This is a genomic window from Paenibacillus agaridevorans (genome assembly GCF_018604145.1).
Classification (GTDB): Bacteria; Bacillota; Bacilli; order Paenibacillales; family Paenibacillaceae; genus Pristimantibacillus; species Pristimantibacillus agaridevorans.
The window spans coordinates 3,701,071-3,717,765 of sequence record NZ_CP075889.1; the positions used below are offsets into that span (position 1 = coordinate 3,701,071).

The following is a 16,695-nucleotide window of genomic DNA, read 5'->3' on the forward strand; positions in this document are numbered from 1 at the left end:
GCGTTACCCCGCCTCTCCCCTCAGCACGTAGCCCGTGCCCCGTACGGTTTGGATAATTCGTTTCCCTCCGCCTTCCTCCACTTTTTGGCGAAGCATGGCGATATAGACCTCCAACACGTTAGATTCGCCGCTGAAGTCGAAGCCCCATATTTTCTCCATGATGGCGTCTCTTGTCAGCACCCTGCGAGGATTCTGCATGAAAAACAGCAGCAAGTCGTATTCCTTGCTGGTCAGTTCAATCCGCCGGCCGCCTCGAATAGCCTCGCGCGCGTCCATGTCGAGCACGAGATCCTCGAAGCTGAGTCGGCTGCCGGTATCCTCCAGCTTATCGGACTTTCTGCGAAGCAACGCACGTACCCGTGCAAGCAGTTCCTCCAGCGCGAACGGCTTCACGAGGTAATCGTCGGCCCCGATGTCCAGCCCCTTCACCCGATCCGTAATATCATCCTTGGCGGTCAACATTAGAATCGGCACGGCGCTGCCGCCCTCCCGCACTCGCCGACAAACTTCCCAGCCGTCAATCTGCGGCATCATTACATCCAGGATCAGCAGATCCGGATCGATGCCGAGCAACATCTTTAGCCCTTCGGCGCCATTTGGCGCCGTCGTTACCTCATATCCTTCGAATGCCAGGCTTCTGCGCAGCATCGATATAATTCTTTCGTCGTCATCCACAACCATAATATGAGATCGCATAATACTCCAGCTCCCTTCCTGACGCGCGTTTGCAGCAAAAAACGCAGAGTTCTGACTCTCTGCGCTTCTTGCCTGCCATTCAAACCATCGTTGCTGCCGTGGATTACTGCGTTACTCCGAACTTGTTTTTATCGCCAATCGTAATCTCGAGATCCATCTTCTGGCCTTGACGGATAATATTGAACTGTACCTTCTCGCCGACTTCGCGTTTCTTAATCTCTTCAATTAGTGAGGTAGTCGTCGCATATTTTTTACCTTCCACGCCCACGATCAAATCATATTGTTTCAGATCGCCGAGATAAGCCGGAGAATTATAATAGACGCTTTGGACCAGCGAACCTTCCGACTCCTCGATCCCCAGTTGTTTCGCATAGTCTTCTGTCATATCCCTCAGCTCGGCGCCGATGAAAGGAACCGGCTCCTTCGGAATTTCCGTGTTGTTTTTCAGGTTATCCAAAACCTCATTGATCGTGCTTGTCGGAATCGCGAAGCCGATGCCTTGCGCCTGCGAGCTGACGGCCGTATTGATGCCGATAACCTCGCCCTTTACGTTGAGCAGCGGACCGCCGGAGTTGCCGGGGTTGATCGATGCATCCGTCTGGAGCAAATGCTTGTAATTGCGTTCGCCCTGTTGATCCTGAATGTCGATCGGTCTTTCCTTGGCGCTGAGCACGCCTACCGTTACCGTATGATCGAAGCCGTACGGATTGCCGATCGCCACGACCCAATCGCCGATGTTGATATCATCGGAGCTGCCAAGCGGCAACGTAGGAAACGCTTTGTCGCCTTCAACTTTAATGACGGCCAGATCCAGATCATAGCTGGAGCCGAGCAGCTTCGCCGTAAACGGCTTGTCGTAACCCTGTACCGTAACCCGGATTTCGTCCGACTCGCCGATTACATGCTGATTCGTCAAAATGTAGCCCGTCGAATCGAAGAAGAAACCCGTGCCGATGCCCGTCTGCTGCATTTGGCTGTCTTGTCCGTTCTGCTCCTCCTGCTGCTTCGGCGTCGTGTAGTTGTCGCCGAAGAACTGGCGGAAGAATGGATCGTCCAGCAAGCTGCCGCCCCCGCCGCGCGATTGGATCTTCGTAAATGTCTCGATCTTCACGACCGCCGGACTTGCCGTCTCGAACAGCTTCGCAATATTGTCCGGTCGGGCAGCGGCAGTGGAAAGTCCCGAGCCTGCTCCTCCAGCCTGGGCGGACTGGCTCGCGCCGCTGCCCTCCGTCTGGGTCGTCACCGTCTCGTTCGACGTAAACCAATTGCGTACGTCCGCCGTATACATCAAGCCTCCGACCAGGATGACACCCGCAAGGAAGGAAGCGAACACCGCCTTGAACGAGGTTCCGGTTTTCTTCTCCTTCTTGGCCTGCCACCCGTGTTTGCCCCCGCCATGAGATGGCGTGAACGGTCTGAGCTGCGTTGGCTGCGGAGGTTGTGCAGCAGCCGGCCCGCTATCCATTGAGGAACCGTAACGATCGGAATCCGCTGTGCTGCTGCTGTCTCTAGCCTCGTAATCATAAGACGAAGCCGGAGTAGAAGTAGCAGAAGCGCCGGAGTCGTTAGACATTGGCCCGTAAGAGTAATAATATGCCGGCTTTGATTCACGGGGGGCCTCTGGATCTGCCTTAGGACTATGATCCGCTTCTACCCCTGAGTTAGATTCGTTTTTGCTATAAGTGTCGCCGGGCTCATCGCTGCGTCCCCGGTTGTCGGAAGAAAAAAACTCATCATACCCTTTTTTGTTTTGATCATCCATCGTCGTTCTCCTCCATCCCGTTACTAGGTACTTGTTATAAAATGAATATTCGTTTTGTTATTTCTATCATGCACATTCTACCTTAAAACAAACTTAAAAACACCTGAATTCTAGATAATTTTCATTTTGGAAAACCATTATTATTAAGTTTTCGCGAAGGGGAAGCATAGTCGCAAACCCGGATAATCGCTTTAATCGAGGTTGAAATAGAAAAAACTCTCTATCGACTCGATAGAGAGCTCTGCTTTAGAAGGGAATGGCGCCCTCCACCTCGCGCATGACAGCTTCGCCGCGTTCCACCCAGCGAGGCTCGATATCGGCATCCGGGTCGATTGGCGATTGGAATTGGTCGAATACCGCCCCTACGACGCGTACGGATGCTTCCGGATCATTGCCTTCATTGTAGAGATGCCTCAAGACGTAAGGCTGTTGAAACTGTATCTGCGCGTTGTTCTCCGACAGCTCGCTGTCGATATTTCCATCGATCACCTGGAACGGGATTCGCAGCCAGATCTTATTCTCACCGTCGAGAGCGCGGTCGAATGAGCCATGATCGTAGTCCCAGTTGCCGCCAAGCGTAAATTGTCTATCCGCAAGCAGCGCCTGAATTTCCGTAAATTTTTTCTCCTGGCCTTCTACGGTGGAAGAGATTGGTATCATGACATTACCCTCCATCATTTGGTTCCTGCTAGTGGGTAGTATGTCCAGGCAAGCATGCCGTTATGTGTTTTTGGCCCAGCCTTTGCGATGAGCGAGGACGGCAAGCTGCGTCCGATCCTCCAGCTCGCATTTCATCAGCAGATTGCTGACATGGGTTTTCACCGTCTTGATGCTGATATGAAGCTCCTCCGCAATCTCCTTGTTGGATTGCCCATCCGCGATAAGAAGCAGCACTTCTTTTTCGCGCTCCGTCAGCTCCTCGTCGCCAGTCTGCGCATTGCGTTGGCGAAGTCCTCTTGTCAGCGCCTGGGAGACGTCCGCGGTCATGACCGGCATTCCTTTAAACGCTCCGTTAATGGCGTAGATCAGCTCTTCGGCGGACACCGTCTTGAGCACATAACTGACCGCTCCCGCTTCGATGGCTCCATATACCTTGTCATCCTCCAGGAAGCTGGTAAGCATGACGATCTTCATAGAAGGGTAAGTCGCCATAATGCTCCTAGTCGCTTCTATCCCATCCATCTCCGGCATCATGAGGTCCATTAAAATAATATGAGGGCGATCTTCTTCGCTCATGCTCTTGAGCTGGTTAATAGCACCAACGCCGCTTCCCGCCTCTGCACTCACTTCAAACTTCGGCTCCAGCATCAAATACGTGCGAAGGCCGATTCGAACCATATCGTGGTCGTCTACAATCATAACTTTAATGTTTTCCGCTGCGCTCATCGAATTTGCTCACCTCGGTATATTTTCGGTATCGTAACCCGGACTCTTGTTCCGCTTCCCAGCTTGCTGATGATTTCCGCCGCTCCGCCGAGCTTCTGCGCACGTTCTTGCATAGTAGAGAGGCCATAAGAGCCTCGCCTTACTTCATCCGCCTTAAAGCCGGCGCCGTCGTCGGATAACATCATGACGACCTGCCGCTCCGTATCGCTTAGCGTCAATGTGCAATTATTCGCCTTGGCATGTTTGACGACATTGGCCATCGCTTCTTGCACAATAAGGAACAACTGATGCTCCTTCGCCTCGCTAAGCTGATCGTTGAGCCTCCATTCCAGCAAGCCTTGCAACTTGTTCTGCCTGCAATAGTCGGGAAACCACTTATCGAGCGCCTCTTGCAGCGTCTTGCCTTCCAGCTCCATAGGGCGAAGCTGAGCGATGAAGTTGCGCATCTGCTTCTGGGCAAGATTAGACATCTCGATCAATTGCTCCAGCACGGACGCCGCCCGCGCAGCATCCGCCTCCAGCAGCTTGGGCAGAGAGGAGGCGCACATATGGATGGCGAACAGCTGCTGGCTGACCGTATCGTGAAGATCTCGCGCCATCCGCTTCCGCTCTTCCAATACGGCCGCCTCGTTGGAAGCCGATTCCGTCAATACCTTTTCTTCGCCAAGCTGTTGAAGCAGCTTCATCTTTTCTTCCATATTTTTGGAAAGTTCATTAAACTCCCTGTACAGTTGGACGAAGGAGTTCGATCCATTTTCGGGTATGCGAACCTCGTAATTGCCGTTGACCGCTTGCTTGATCGCGAGGAATAATATATCCATACGCCCGCCGAAGCGCTGCGCGGCCCAATAGCCAAACGCAGCGCTCACAAGAATGACGATGATGATTACCCCGATCTTCAGCTCCGCATGACCAAAATAATCTCCCATGAGATTCCAGAATAGAACAGCCGCCAGCAACGAAACGGAGGAAGCCAGCACGAACATGCCGACCAGCTCCCACTTCCCGCTTCGCAAAAATCGAACCATCATCTCGTTGTCGTCACCCCACCTTAATAACGCGGGTATCGCCGATGAAAGTGCTGACGACCAGCTTAATCTTTTTGTCCGACTCGGAATACTTAGGGGACTTCACGTTCACGTTCGTGAACAAGCCGCCTTCCTTCTGTCCAAGCACCTTTACGTCACCGATGAATGCAGAGGAGACAACCTGAATGCCAAGCTCGTAATCATTGGGCACGTATACCTTTACATCGCCGATAAAGGAAGAAATGTTGACTTTCGTCTCGCCGTAAGGAATATCAGCCTTCGTGAGATCCAGTACCGTGTCGCCGATAAAGTGGGAAATATTGAGCGGCTTGAGCTCCCAATAATCCTGGCCCATATGGATGTCGCCGATGAAACCGGATCGATTCATCACATTGGGGTCGCTGTGATTCCACCACTCCACATGATCCCGCTGTCCTTGATTCCAGCAATCCTTTTTTCTGCCCTTCTTATTGTCATATCCGTCGTATTGGCTATGACGCTCGCCATCGCGATAGCTGCCCGAAGCGCGTTGCTCGCGAGCATGCTCGCCATGGTGCGGAACACTCTGATCATCCGACGGGCGAAATCCCTTCTTCTCCTCCGCTTTAGGCGGGGGAACGACCGTTGGATCGGGATGCAGCGGGGGCGCAGGCGGGACATCCTCCGGATTTTTGCCGTATGGACGAAAAGAGGTCCAGTCGCTCTCGGGAGGAGCCTTCCGCTTCGGCTTTTCCGGCTTCCAGATCATACGGAAACCTACGATGATGACGATGATGGGAACCAGGAACGGCACAATGTCGCCAATCGACCAAGTGAACCATTCCAGGTTGTTGCCCAGGAAGACGAATCCGATGAGCAGCATGACCGCCCCCCACCAGCCGGAGCCTCCGTGGAAGCGGCCGCTAAGCAGTTGGGCCACCCCGAAATACATCAAGATGCAAGGCCAATAAGTAGAAAACAGCTCGCCTATACTAATACTCTCGAAAGGGGCTACCCCCAGTTGGCGAAGCAGGAAGAACAATCCAACCGCAACTACGATCAAGCCGGTAAACAGCCGGCCGGCGAAATTACCGTTCATTCCGCACAACTCCTTATGCATATAACATAGTTTAATCATTTGTAAACCCAGTATAACGTATCCTTCGACGATCAAGTAGGGACGACCGGTTGAATTTCATCTCCGTCTCCAGACCGAGAGACTGTCACTCAATGGGAAAGAACCGTTATACGGGGAGACAGCCGCCGGAGCACATCGGCTTCGGCGGCTGCAATAAATGAAGCTTGAGTTAGATGAGTTATAGCTACCGGACCGACATATCCGCGCCGACCACGCCGACAACTTGTCCGCTGCCATCGCGGATCGGCACGGCTACCGTCACGCACAACTGCTTGGATATGGCGGAAACATAAACTTCGGAATGGAAAGGCTGACCGGCTATCGCCCGCCTCCACCATTCTCTGTTTTTCGCGTTAAGCAGTCCAGCCTCAGGAAGCGAGAAAATAAAGGAGCCATCCCCGCGGTTGGACCAGATGGCCTCGACGTCTGTTCGCGAAGCCAGCATCGCGGTCAGCTTGCGTTCATGCGCGGCTTCGCCCAGCGCGGCGAGCTCCGGATCCGCCGCCGCACCGCTTAGCCATTGCTGTACGCCCGATATATTAACAGCTTCCGTGCTTCCGGAGCGCTTGATACCGATCCTTTCCACGGCTGTCGACAGGGCGGCGGAAGAGCGGCCGAGATTTACCCTCACCCGATCGAGCTTTCGCACCTGCTCTCGCTGTTTGTTCGCAAGCGCCAGCGTCTCGTCGACGCTGTTAATCGTTTCATTGACGGAGTTCACAACGTCCTTAAGCATTGCGGTAGAGCCGTTCATATGTATGGTCTGCTCGCTGCTGGCGGTGGCTGTTCGGCTAACCAGCTCGTCCACTTCCGTAATCTTCATAAAGATGGCGTCCATCCGCTGCTTGTTGACAGCCATCTCCGAGACGCTGCGCTCCACGGACTGCTTCTCGCGGTCGACGGCTTCGACGACCTGCTTGACTCCGCCTTCGATCTGCTCCACCATGCCGGTGGACCGTTTGACAGCATCCGCGCTTTGTTCGGCCAGCTTCTTGATCTGCGAGGCAACAACCGAGAAACCTCTGCCGTACTCCCCGGCATGCGCGGCTTCGATGGAGGCGTTAAGGGCTAGCAGGGAGGTCTGGGACACGATCTCGTGTATGAGGGCATTGATCTCGTTAATCTGTGACGTATGCTGAATCAGCTCCAGGATATGTTGCCCCATCGTTGCATTTTGTCGCTTAAGTTCATTCATGGCATCATCGGTGTCAAGCAGCGAGCGGCAAACGTCCAGCACAACTTCCTTCGTCTCCTTGCTCTTTTCGTTTAGATGCAAGGAAGCGCCGCTGATCTGCCCTGCTGCGGAAGCGACCTCCTGCAAGGAGGAGAACGCCTCCTCAATCCTGCTCATCGCGACGGAACTGGATAATCTGAGCTTTTGCTCCTGCGATTGCGAAGCGTCGGCAATAGACGTCAGTTGATCGATTGCGCCGTCTACCTCGTCAACCGCTGCCGTCAGTTGATCGGATATGACTACCGATTCATGGAGCAATATATTCATTTGGTCCTGCTTGGCGTCTTGGGAGTTAACGGTTGAACCTTTGGTGAACCAGCTTGCCGTTCGCATTCTTCTTCACCGCGCTTTCGTCGAATTATTGGATAGAGAATTAACCGATGTAAGGTTTCCCTACATTATATCCCTGTTTTCGACAATTGAAAAGAAAAAAGAGGCGCCGCAGGGGCTCCTCTTTCGTTTCTTTCATCATGTGCGCGGCCGTTAACGGCCGATCGCATGTTATTGGTTTTGTTGATTTTGCTGATTTTGTTGATTTACTTTTTGGTTTGCCGCTTTGCTGTTGGCAGCTTTAGCCTGATTTAACTCTTCAGCGAATTCAGCATCGAACTGATTGTTTTGAACTTGACCTTGACCTTGAGCGGCATTATTGTTTTTGTTTTTAGCCATTGTATTCACCTCCCCGTCCAAGTTTAGTATGGCTTCGCCACCGCAAACTATGCAGTCGTTAAGACTCCAAATACGCTTGCGGAATCGGCTTGCCGACTTGAACGGCTTGGTTGATGCTGTGCAGCCAGGACTCCGTCAACTTGCCATTGCCCCGTCTCAGCACCTGTACGCTGACACTCCGCTTCCCCCACTGTTCGTACACTTCCTTGATGGTCTCGAAATACAGATCGATACGCTTGCCCTTGATTGCCGAGCCTGTATCCGCCACGACGCCGTAGCCGTAGCCCGGAATATAAAGCAGCGTGCCAATCGGGAACAATTTGGGATCCGCCGCGATGGTAGATACCTGGTCCCTTCGCACCTTCACGCCTGAATATGTGATGCCATAGCCGGGGTGGCCCGGACGTTTGCCCGTCGATTCCACGCCTGCCGTGTAGCCTGTCGCAACCACTTCGATCTCGGCCGGCGCCGCGCTTGCCGGTAAAGCAGCAATGGTCGAGGACCAGACAACAACGACGGCAAGCCATACGAGAACGCTCCTGCGAGTCCATCTTAACCATAACAAAAAGCTTGTAGCCATCGGGATACTTTCCTCCTCAGAGGTAAGATTGCCCCAATGGCACAAGCTTTATTCGCTCATGTTTGGTTACTCCTTGGACGAAATTTGTCCTTTTAGCAATGCGACGAGCTCAGATGTCGGCATCGACCCGATATCTCCTTCTCCGCGTTTCCGTACCGATACGGCTTCGGCTTGCATTTCGTTATCGCCGACAACGAGCATATAAGGGATTTTCTCCAGCTGCGCTTCCCGAATTTTGTAGCCCAGCTTCTCGTTGCGCAGATCGCTTTCGACGCGAATGCCGCCAAGTTGAAGCTGTTCTTCCACCTTGCGCGCATACTCCTCGTAAGCCTGCGATACCGGGATCACCTTCGCTTGAACAGGCGACAGCCAAAGCGGCAGCGCGCCAGCGAAGTTCTCGAGCAGGAACGCCGTCATACGCTCCATCGTACTGATAATGCCCCGGTGAATAACGACCGGACGGTGTTTCTTGCCGTCATCGCCGACGTATTCCAGCTCGAACCGCTCAGGCAGCAGGAAGTCCAGCTGCGCCGTGGACAGCGTCTCTTCCTTGCCCAGCGCCGTCTTGATCTGAACGTCAAGCTTCGGACCATAAAACGCCGCTTCGCCTTCCGCCTCAAAGAACGGAAGCTCGAGCTCTTCTACGACCTCGCGCAGCATACGCTGAGACATCTCCCACATTTCGTCGTTCTGGAAGTACTTCTCGGTATCTTGGGGATCGCGGTAAGAGAGACGGAAGCGGTATTCTTTGATGCCGAAGTCCTCGTACACCTTGCGGATCAAACCGACAACGCGCGCGAACTCTTCCTTGATCTGATCGGGTCGGCAGAAGATGTGGGCGTCGTTAAGCGTCATCGCGCGAACGCGGTGCAGGCCAGTCAAAGCGCCCGACATCTCGTAGCGGTGCATCGTGCCCATCTCGGCGATCCGGATCGGCAGATCGCGGTAGCTGCGCATGTCGCTTTTAAAGACCATCATATGATGCGGACAGTTCATAGGGCGAAGGACAAGTTCCTCGTTGTCCAGCGCCATCAGCGGGAACATGTCCTCGCTGTAGTGCTCCCAGTGACCGGAGATCTTGTACAATTCCACGTTGGCGAGCACAGGCGTGTACACGTGCTGGTAGCCCAAGCTTTCCTCGAGATCGACGATATACCGCTCCATCGTTCTGCGTACCTTGGCGCCATTAGGCAGCCACAGCGGCAAGCCTTGACCGACTTCGCGAGAAAACGTGAACATCTTCAACTCGCGGCCCAGCTTGCGGTGATCGCGTTTTTTCGCTTCCTCCAGGAAATGGAGATGCTCGTCCAGCTGAGCTTTCTTAGGGAAAGCCGTTCCGTAGATACGCTGCAGCATCTTGTTCTTGGAGTCGCCGCGCCAGTAAGCGCCTGCGATGCTCAGCAGCTTGAACGCCTTGATGCGTCCTGTAGACGGCAGGTGCGGACCCCGGCACAAGTCGAAAAATTCGCCCTGATCATATAGCGTAATCTCGGCTTCTTCCGGCAAGTCTCGGATCAGTTCCAGCTTCAGATTATCTTCCAGTTTTGTAAAGATCGCCAGCGCTTCCTCGCGGCTGACGACACGGCGGCGGATATCCAGGTTTTCGTTTGCGATTTTGTTCATTTCCTTCTCGATACCAGCCAGATCCTCCGACGACAGAGTCTGCTCCATGTCGATATCGTAGTAGAAGCCGTCCTCGATAACCGGTCCGATGCCAAGCTTCACGGCTTTCTCGCCGTAAATGCGCTTTAACGCTTGCGCCAGGAGATGCGCCGTGCTGTGACGGTACACTTCAAGGCCGTCCGCGCCGTCAAGCGTCACGATCTCAATCGCAGCATCCTGCTCCAGCTTCGTATAGATGTCGACGACTTTGCCGTCGAGCTTGCCCGCTACGGCGTTTTTCTTCAGTCCAGGGCTAATGGAGCCCGCGATGTCTTCGATGGAGGAGCCTGCTTCGTATTCGCGCACGGCCCCGTCCGGGAACGTTACTTTAATGCTCATGTTCAACTTCCTTCCGGGTTCTGATAGGTATCAAGCATGGCAGTACGCCGACGCGCACAAAAAAAGCACCGCATCCCGCATAAGGGACGAGTGCTTGCGCTCGTGGTTCCACCCTACTTCGACCATTCGGCTCCGCGCTGCAAGATGCAGGCGGACGGACAGTCCTCGTATGATCTGGTAACGGAGATGTCCGGTACGGCTTACTGGCCAAAGGGCGGTTCAACCGTACAGCTATAGATGGGGTATATCCGACCGCGTCAGGAAGAAGCTTGCAGCCCAGGGCTTCTCTCTCTGCACAGGCGCCATGACGGATACTTGTCATCTGTCGTCGCTGTTAGACGTAACTATATGTCGTCATTATAGAACGTGCAGTCGGTCCCGGTCAAGCGGACAATTCAAATCGAAGTAATATTCGACGTCGAATACGCTTCTCGAGATGCTTCATTATGGAAAGCGGACTTTTTAAACATCCTTTACGGCTGGATCCATTCGTCGAGGGTGCTGGCGCAGGAAGAACATTGCACGCATACGTTGACCTTGCCGTCGAAGATCGTCTCGATCGTGCGGATGACCTGCAACTCCGGATGCCTCGTATGGACCGTAATCTTTTTGGGAGACACGGAGATAAGCGAGCTGATCACCATGTCCTCGATGTTCATCTCCGTCTCCAGCATCTCAGCGACGATGCGGTCAGCCGGCGGCTTATGTTCCAGCGTCCGAAAGCTTTCGTCGTACATCGAGAAATCGTGACCGCCCTTATGCAGCAGATGAACAAGCGGCACCTTGGAATCCTGCATCTGGACAAAATACTTCAGCAGCGAGATAAACTCCTGATATTGCTTGTCGAGCACATATTCGTCCAGAGCGTATTCCGCGATCTCGGCCAGCTCCGTACGATAGGCATGCAATCGGAACGTCGTGAAACCCTGCAGTTGAAGCAGCGTCTGATCCTGCAAATAAAGCTCCAGTTCCTCCGCGATTTTGCCTCTCCGGCGCAGTCTGTCGGCTTCGTGAAACTTTCCGCCGAGCCCGTCCCAATCTTTCCCTTGCAGCAGCTCATGGCAATACCGTTCGATGATGGCCGTGTCCATGGCTGGATTGTTGCGATGCTTGTGTCCTATAATGTCCGAGAGCATAGCAGGCTCCAACTGCTCGATAATGTAATCCGCAATGGCCCGAGAGGCGGATCTGTAGACGAATTGTCCGTGCAGCTTTAATTGAAACGCAGGCAGCACAGCCCGGCAGGTAATAATGCCGTCATCCAGCTCATATCGGGCAATTCCTCCCGACGCAGGATCTGCTTCCGTGTAATTATGTAATTCATCGTTCGTATGCTCCGTCATCAAGTCCAGCAACCGCTCGGCGGAATTATGCAGACTTGCCGGCAATGCCACTGTGAACAAGTCCATTCACGCTCACCCCTTTCCTTCCGTTACAGTATATGGTCCTAAGAGTCCGTATATACAAAGAAGAGATTGGCAGCCTGGATCATTCGCAAATCTTGATTGGCATTCGGACTCATACTTTGTTATATTTATTAGTAAGTGATCAACCACTTATTAATGAACGAGGTGAATCATCGATGGCGAGACCGCGCGAATACAGCGACGAACGAATACTGGGAGGCATATACTCCGCTTTAGGCAAGTATGGGTACGCCAAGCTGACGCTTGACAATATCGCCAAGGAAATCGAGATTTCCCCAGCTGCGCTTTCCAAGCGATTCGGATCCAAAAAATCAATGATCCTGTTTTATCTCGAGGCCGTTAATGAAGGGATGTCTGCAAGGTTCGCCGAATTACGCCATTCGCAGAACGCCAGCCTTCAGTCGCTGCGAACGATGTTCGAGGACGCCGTCATGAAAGTGGACGATCCCGTCATGCTCGCTAACTTGACATCCGTCTATATTGAAAGCGTGTCGGATCCCGAACTGCTGGAACGTTCGAGGCGGAGGCTGCGGATTATCGACGAGACGGTCCATTATTTTATCGGTCAAGCGTTGGATCACGGCGAATTGCGATCGGATAACCCGGAGGCGCTGGCAAGAGTATTGCAATCGGCTATTGCGGGTTCGCTCTTGATTAGACTTAACGACGATACGCAGCCGCTTAAAAATTGGGTGGAGGAATGTTTCGCTGTCGTGCTGAAGTCCACACCCGCTGCCGCTCCGACCGGAAAGGAGGATCCGCATGCCCGTTACCCGCATTAACGGTACCGATATCTATTACGAAGTGACAGGCACAGGGACGCCGATCGTGTTCACGCATGGGCACTCCATGTATCGCAAGCAATGGGAGCCTCAAGTAGCGGCCTTATCGTCCCGCTATCAGACGATTGTCTGGGATGTGCGCGGCCATGGCGACTCCGGCTTGCCGCCTGGAGAGGTCGACCCCGAGGATTTCAGCCGGGACCTGAAGGGACTGCTTGATCACCTGGAGCTCCGATCCGCCGTTCTGTGCGGCTTATCCATGGGCGGACATATTTCGCTGCAAACAGCCGTACGATATCCGGATTACGTGCAGGGACTTATTCTCATCGGTACGCCATTCACCAATACATTTAACCGTTTCGAACGATATGCCGCTCCGTTCAGCCAGTTTTCTCTTCGTTATCTCCCCTTCGGACAAACGGCGAAATGGACGGCAAGCGCCATGTCTAGCCATAATCCATCCAATCGCGACTTCGTGCTTGAGTCTTTCGGCAAGATGACGAAGGATGGATTCCTGCGGCATTGGAGCGGCAATTTGCGCATGGAAAGCAGGGACGATCTTCATCGAGTAGCTTGCCTGACATTGATTCTGCATGGAGAGCATGACAACATGGTCGGCAGGCAGCAGCCTTATTTGCGGGAACACATACGCAGAGCCATCTTTCATTCGATTCCGAACGCCCACCATCTGACGAATCGGGATAATCCCGAAGCCGTCAATCGTCACATCGACGAGTTTATGATGCGGCTAACGCAAGTCTAATGAAATCCAAGCACAAAAAGGGCTTGTCCGAGATGTGAACTTTTAAGGTAGCCCCGTTGTCCTTATGGCTCAAATATATGAGTAGGCTTTAATATAAAATCAACAAAATTAGCTCACCGGGGTACGTGTGTTTGAAAATGCATACACAATCAACCAAATAGGCCGGCACCTGGACAAACGTGTATGAAAATTCATACACAATTCACCAAAGAGGTCGGCATCTGGCCAACGTGTATGAAAATTCATACACAATTCACCAAAGAGGTCGGCATCTGGACAAACGTGTATGAAAATTCATACACAATTCACCAAAGAGGTCGGCATCTGGACAAACGTGTATGAAAATTCATACACAATCAACCAAACAGGCCGGCACCTGGAATAATGGCTATCCAAAAAGTCAGTGACATCGGAATGCCGGACGCCCCGCTTTGGTGAATGTTAAGTGGCAGGCATCCGACTCGCCACTTTCCTGAAAAAGCAGGTACACAAAAAAGTTGGACGGAAGATTTTTCCGCCCAACTTTTTATTTTTGAGACTTATTGGACAGCCCCGTTTAAGCTTTCGCCTGAATTTCTTAAGTCTCTACTTCTTAAATTTAGATTTCAAAACCACGATTAAACCGCCGATACAAATGCCAACTATGGCCCAACCTGCAATAAACAATACTGACTCCATGGTTCATGCCCCTCACTTGGCCCAATATTAGTTTTGCATGACAAAGTCCTTATCGGCCTTGTCGGCCTCGTGGAACATGCGCAAAATATTGTATTTGGTATCGCGCTGCGCCGGGATTTTGCCGGATTCGCGGATCAGTTGCAGAATCAGCTCGATGTTTACCTTATGTGTCGTGCCTGCAGCCGATACAACATTCTCCTCGATCATCGTGCTTCCGAAGTCGTTGCACCCGTAAGATAACGACAGCTTGCCCATTTCCGGCCCCATAGTGACCCAAGAGGATTGGAAGTTCGGGATGTTGTCGAGCATAATGCGGCTTACCGCCACTATACGGAGATATTCCTCCGGCTTCGCCTTCTCGAGCTTGAGATTCGTATTATCCGGCTGAAACGGCCAGGAGATGAAAGCCAGGAAGCCCGGCGAAGGATAACCCATCGCTTTTACTTTATCCTGCTCGTCCCGGATTCGCATCATATGAAGCGCACGTTCCTCGATCGTCTCGCCAAGGCCATACACCATCGTCGCGGTTGTATTCATGCCGTGTCGATGGGCGGAGTTCATCACGTCCATCCAATCCGTCCAAGAGCCCTTCATCCGACTGATCTTTCTGCGCGTGCGGTCATCCAGAATTTCGGCGCCGCCTCCGGGCAGCGAGTCCAGTCCAGCCGCATGCAGCTGGGCGACGACCTCGTCAAGCGACAGCCCTTCGGACACCACCTTCATCTTTTGAATCTCTGCCGGCGAAAAGGAATGCATAGTAATCTCAGGGAACCTCGCCTTGATTTTGCGAAGCAGATCGGTGTAATAAGTGAATGGCAGGTTAGGATTCGTGCCGCCTTGCATCAAAATTTCCGTGCCGCCGACGTCGATCGTCTCCTGAATTTTGTTCAGGATGACCTCATCGTCAAGCACGTAGCCTTCCTTGGAGTTCGGTGCGCGGTAGAACGCGCAGAACCGGCAATAAACATCGCATACATTCGTATAGTTAACGTTCCGACCGACCACGAAGGTCGTTATCGGCTCGGGGTGGCGCCTCAACATTAATTCGTTCGCAACGCGGCCCATCTTCTCGATCTGATCGGAGGCAAGCAGCTCCATGCCTTCCTCCTGACCGATACGCTCACCGCGCAAGGCTTTATCCAATATTCGGTCGATTGTGCTCATTCGCCTTCATCTCCCCCATCCGTGATAGTCATAATACTTAATCCTACCACACATTCGCGGGGCTAGCTATCATTCTGGGCGAAGGCAATCGTGACAAATTAGAGACAGAAATCAATAGAATGGATTAGTTGCCCTCCGCAAAACAGCTATGGTTGCCTAGCTGCTTCCGCGGAGCGAATGAGTCGAAACGTCTCTCCGACCGCCAGCTTTAACAGAGGTCCGGCTTGCTCTATGCATTGTTCCAGCTTTGCGGGTTCCTTCACGATGGAGAAGCAGCCCGCGAAGTGCGGAGCCAGATCCGTAATCCCGTCCCCCAGGCTGCCCGACATGAGAATGCAGCGTGCTCCGGACTGCCGCGCGGCTTCGGCAACTCGCATGGGCAGCTTGCCATGCAGCGTCTGCCTATCGCTTCTGCCTTCGCCAGTCACGATCCAGTCGGCGCCGCTCGCCCTGTCCGCGAACCCCGCTCGGGACATCATCCAATCCGCGCCGCTTGCCGCTTCTCCCCCGAGTGCCATGAGGGCGAAGCCAAGGCCTCCGGCGGCGCCGGCGCCGGGCCTGTCCCGTAGGAGCGTCCGCGAATGCGAGCTTGATTGCGATTGCGAAGCCGCTTGCAGCTGCATCTTTGCCACATGCCGACTTTGATAGGACGGCAGTTCCTCAAGCGCCTCTTCCAGCAAAGAGCCGTACAACAACATCGCTTGATCCAGCGGAGCCGCCAGTTCTTCCGTAACGCCTTTCTGCCTGCCGTATATGTACGTGGCGCCAAGCTCGCCGCATAACGGATTATCGACGTCGGTTGCGATCGTAATCCGGCATTCGGATAACCGTTCGTCCAGTCCCGCCAGCGACATGGACGCCAGCTTCAGCAGGTCGCCTCCGGAGCCGTTCAATCTGTTCCCGTCAGCATCGAGAAACTCGGCCCCAAGCGCGGCAAGCATACCCATTCCGCCATCATTGACAGCGCTGCCGCCCAGCCCGACCGCGAAGCGCCGTATGCCCATGTCCAGCAGTTCCGTAATAACCTCGCCGATTCCGGTCGAAGTGGCCGCAAGCGGGTCCAGCCTGCCTGCCGGCATCATCGTAAGTCCGCATATCGAAGCGGATTCCAGCACAGCCGTCCTTTCCCCGTCCCTATCGGGAATCAACGCGACAGGACTATTGACGGACTCTCTCAGCGGACCGGATGTCCGCAAGTTGATGAGCTCGCCCTTTGAGGCATACGCGACGGCCTCCACCGTGCCTTCGCCGCCATCCGCTAGTGGAATGACGTCGCATTCCGCGTCGGGATTGATCTCCCGAATGGCTTCGGCCGCGATGGTTCCCGCATCCAGCGAGCTTAAGCTCCCCTTGAACGAATCAAAAGCCAGCAGTACCTTCATCTCAACACTCTCCCGTTTCTTATGCT

16 protein-coding genes are annotated in these 16,695 nt (G+C 53.5%); 3 read left to right on the forward strand and 13 right to left on the reverse strand.

The genetic code is table 11. The features are described 5' to 3' along the window. Window positions 1-3: 3 nt before the first annotated feature. The 10 genes from KJW29_RS15685 to thrS form a co-directional block, all read right to left on the reverse strand. Window positions 4-696, reverse strand: coding sequence for a response regulator transcription factor (locus KJW29_RS15685; RefSeq protein ID WP_214630488.1), 693 nt, complete (start codon window positions 694-696; stop codon window positions 4-6). Between the two features lie 103 nt (window positions 697-799). After that, the gene (locus KJW29_RS15690; protein WP_214630489.1) at window positions 800-2,458 is read right to left on the reverse strand and encodes a S1C family serine protease; all 1,659 of its coding nucleotides are present in this window, start codon (window positions 2,456-2,458) and stop codon (window positions 800-802) included. Window positions 2,459-2,704: 246 nt separating this feature from the next. Further along, a complete protein-coding gene (locus tag KJW29_RS15695; RefSeq protein WP_214630490.1) occupies window positions 2,705-3,118 on the reverse strand; it encodes a YugN family protein in 414 nt (137 codons plus the stop codon). A 60-nt stretch (window positions 3,119-3,178) separates the two neighbouring features. Then, window positions 3,179-3,844: a response regulator gene (locus KJW29_RS15700; RefSeq protein WP_214630491.1), complete on the reverse strand. Its 666-nt coding sequence runs from the start codon at window positions 3,842-3,844 to the stop codon at window positions 3,179-3,181. Then, on the reverse strand, window positions 3,841-4,875 hold the full coding sequence (locus KJW29_RS15705; protein ID WP_214630492.1) for a sensor histidine kinase: 1,035 nt from the start codon (window positions 4,873-4,875) through the stop codon (window positions 3,841-3,843). The genes KJW29_RS15700 and KJW29_RS15705 overlap by 4 nt, the downstream gene beginning before the upstream one ends. A 10-nt stretch (window positions 4,876-4,885) precedes the next feature. After that, the gene (gene liaF / locus KJW29_RS15710) at window positions 4,886-5,950 is read right to left on the reverse strand and encodes a cell wall-active antibiotics response protein LiaF (RefSeq protein WP_214630493.1); all 1,065 of its coding nucleotides are present in this window, start codon (window positions 5,948-5,950) and stop codon (window positions 4,886-4,888) included. A gap of 223 nt (window positions 5,951-6,173) precedes the next feature. After that, on the reverse strand, window positions 6,174-7,556 hold the full coding sequence (locus KJW29_RS15715; RefSeq protein ID WP_214630494.1) for a methyl-accepting chemotaxis protein: 1,383 nt from the start codon (window positions 7,554-7,556) through the stop codon (window positions 6,174-6,176). Window positions 7,557-7,724: 168 nt separating this feature from the next. Beyond that, complete coding sequence (locus tag KJW29_RS15720; protein ID WP_179215971.1) at window positions 7,725-7,892, reverse strand: hypothetical protein; 168 nt, start codon at window positions 7,890-7,892, stop codon at window positions 7,725-7,727. 58 nt (window positions 7,893-7,950) lie between these two features. Next, a complete protein-coding gene (locus KJW29_RS15725; RefSeq protein WP_214630495.1) occupies window positions 7,951-8,472 on the reverse strand; it encodes a 3D domain-containing protein in 522 nt (173 codons plus the stop codon). Between the two features lie 66 nt (window positions 8,473-8,538). Continuing rightward, window positions 8,539-10,473 (reverse strand): threonine--tRNA ligase, encoded by a 1,935-nt coding sequence (gene thrS, locus KJW29_RS15730; RefSeq protein ID WP_187101246.1) that lies wholly within the window; start codon window positions 10,471-10,473, stop codon window positions 8,539-8,541. A 36-nt stretch (window positions 10,474-10,509) separates the two neighbouring features. Between thrS and KJW29_RS15735 the strand changes: the two genes are divergently transcribed. Then, window positions 10,510-10,710: a hypothetical protein gene (locus tag KJW29_RS15735; RefSeq protein ID WP_214630496.1), complete on the forward strand. Its 201-nt coding sequence runs from the start codon at window positions 10,510-10,512 to the stop codon at window positions 10,708-10,710. A 236-nt stretch (window positions 10,711-10,946) separates the two neighbouring features. Here the strand turns inward: KJW29_RS15735 and KJW29_RS15740 are convergent, their stop codons facing one another. Next, window positions 10,947-11,882 (reverse strand): putative sporulation protein YtxC, encoded by a 936-nt coding sequence (locus KJW29_RS15740; RefSeq protein WP_108991823.1) that lies wholly within the window; start codon window positions 11,880-11,882, stop codon window positions 10,947-10,949. Window positions 11,883-12,055: 173 nt separating this feature from the next. On the opposite strand from KJW29_RS15740, the gene KJW29_RS15745 reads away from it, so the two are divergent. Beyond that, window positions 12,056-12,682: a TetR/AcrR family transcriptional regulator gene (locus tag KJW29_RS15745; RefSeq protein ID WP_214630497.1), complete on the forward strand. Its 627-nt coding sequence runs from the start codon at window positions 12,056-12,058 to the stop codon at window positions 12,680-12,682. Next, window positions 12,663-13,445, forward strand: coding sequence for an alpha/beta fold hydrolase (locus tag KJW29_RS15750; protein ID WP_214630498.1), 783 nt, complete (start codon window positions 12,663-12,665; stop codon window positions 13,443-13,445). The genes KJW29_RS15745 and KJW29_RS15750 overlap by 20 nt, the downstream gene beginning before the upstream one ends. A 705-nt stretch (window positions 13,446-14,150) precedes the next feature. Here the strand turns inward: KJW29_RS15750 and mqnC are convergent. Both mqnC and KJW29_RS15760 read right to left on the reverse strand, forming a co-directional pair. Continuing rightward, complete coding sequence (mqnC, locus tag KJW29_RS15755; protein ID WP_214630499.1) at window positions 14,151-15,287, reverse strand: cyclic dehypoxanthinyl futalosine synthase; 1,137 nt, start codon at window positions 15,285-15,287, stop codon at window positions 14,151-14,153. 146 nt (window positions 15,288-15,433) lie between these two features. Further along, window positions 15,434-16,669, reverse strand: coding sequence for a glycerate kinase (locus KJW29_RS15760; protein ID WP_214630500.1), 1,236 nt, complete (start codon window positions 16,667-16,669; stop codon window positions 15,434-15,436). Window positions 16,670-16,695 lie beyond the last annotated feature (26 nt).